Raw genomic sequence first — 1,872 nt, 5'->3', positions numbered from 1 at the left:
CGGGCCTGGGCGCGGCACCGCACTGGCAGGTCGTCGTGGCCCGGGTCGAGTGGACGGGGCAGGGGGCCGGCACCGGTCCGGCGGACGGCCGGGCCGCCCAGGCCGTGCTGGAGGAGATCCTGGTCGACCCGCCGGCCACCGGCCCCGACTCGGCGGACCGGATCGCCGTCGCGCACATCGGCGACGAGGCGGTGGCCCTCGTGCCCCTGCCCCCGATCCCTCCGGCGCCCGCCGCCGGCGCCCCCGGCGCCGAGGAGGCGGCCGAGGCCCCGGACACCGCCGGTCCCGGGCGGCGGGAAGCCGCCCTGCACGCCGACGCCCTGCTCGCCGCCGTCCGGGAACCGCTCTCCGCGGGCCTCGCCGACGACGGCCGCCTGACACTGGGTGTCAGCGCGGCCGTGCACTCCGCCGAGGGGCTGCGCGGCGCGCTGGAGGAGGCCCGGCACGCCCGCCGGGTCGCGGCGGCGCGCCCGGGCCCGGTCTGCGCGGCCGGCCACCACGAACTCGCCTCGCACGTCCTGCTGCTGCCCTTCGTCCCGGACGACGTCCGCCGCGCCTTCACCGCCCGGCTCCTGGACCCGCTGCGCGACTACGACCGCCGCCACCGGGCGGAGCTGATCGAGACGCTGGAGGCCTTCCTCGACTGCGACGGTTCGTGGACCCGCTGCGCGGCCCGGCTGCACCTGCACGTCAACACGCTGCGCTACCGCGTCGGGCGGATCGAGCAGTTGACGGGGCGTGACCTTTCGCGCCTCGAGGACAAGCTCGACTTCTTCCTCGCCCTGCGCATGAGCTGACCTCCGGGCACTTTTCGGGCACTTCCCGGGACGGACGGGACCCCCGCTCGATTGTGAAATCTTTCACCTGACATCGATCCCACCCCTTGGCCCGGCGTGCCATTCCGTGCTGAGATGCGCCAGGACCCAACGGCTCGACGGCGCGCTAGGGGAGGGCAACGTGGCGCATACCGCCATGTCTGGTACCGGAACGACAGCAGATGACGATCCGCCGCTCCAGACAGCGGTATGGCGGCTGCGCTCGCGCGCCTGCTGGACCGACGCGGCGGCGCTGCTCGAACCCGACGCGGCCACCGACCCGGCCGTCGCCCTGCAGCGCACCTCCCTGCTGATCGAGCGGTGCCTCTACGCCGGGACGGGCTGGACCGACGCCGAGGACGCGCTGCGCACGGCCGAGGCGCTGGCCCAGGACGACACCGAACGCGGCGCGGCCGCCTGCGAGCGCGGCTACCTCGCCTACGCCTCCACCCTCCTCGGCGTACGCGACCGGGCCGACGAGGCCAGTGTGGCGCTGAGCCGGGCGGCGGCCCTGCTCTCCCCCACCGCCGCCGGCCGCCCGCTGCTGGACCTGCGGCGCGGATTGATCGCACAGAACATCGCCGACGCGCCCCAGTCCGCCCGCGCCGCCTACCGCAGGGCCCACGCCGGGGCGCTCGCCCAGGGCGACGAGCTGCTCCTGTCGTCCACCTGGCGGCACCTCGCCTCGCTCGCGCTGCGCGAGGGCGAAGTCGCGGAGGCCCGGCACGGCTTCGCCGAGTCCCTGCGGATAAGGGAGGAGCTGGGATACCTCGTCGGCACGGCCCCGGCGCTCATCTCGCTCGCGGACACCGAGGCCGAGCCCGAGGCGGCCCGGCTCCGGGCCGAGGCCGGCCGGCTGTTCCGGCTCCTCGGCGGCGTACCCACCTGGCTGGCGCCGCGGCTGACACCACCGGACCCCGGGACGGCCGAGGCGAACTGACCCGCCGGGCGGGCGGTTCTTCACCTCCGGGCCGGGCGGCACGGCCCGCCGGGTCCGGACCGCTCGCGAACACGCCCGGGACCGCGTGCCACCCCGCCCGGACCGCGTGTGAGCGCG

The 1,872-nt window shown here is 76.5% G+C and carries 2 protein-coding genes; both read left to right on the top strand.

Annotation, left to right across the window (positions count from 1 at the left end; genetic code table 11):
* Positions 1-797: helix-turn-helix domain-containing protein (locus ABZ371_RS32215; RefSeq protein WP_358686408.1), on the top strand; the 797-nt coding region annotated here is incomplete at its 5' end.
* Between the two features lie 175 nt (positions 798-972).
* Complete coding sequence (locus ABZ371_RS32210; RefSeq protein ID WP_358686406.1) at positions 973-1,755, top strand: hypothetical protein; 783 nt, start codon at positions 973-975, stop codon at positions 1,753-1,755.
* Positions 1,756-1,872 lie beyond the last annotated feature (117 nt).

The sequence above is a fragment of the Streptomyces sp. NPDC005899 genome, assembly GCF_040629645.1.
GTDB lineage: Bacteria > Actinomycetota > Actinomycetes > Streptomycetales > Streptomycetaceae > Streptomyces.
This window is presented reverse-complemented; position numbering and strand designations above follow the sequence as displayed.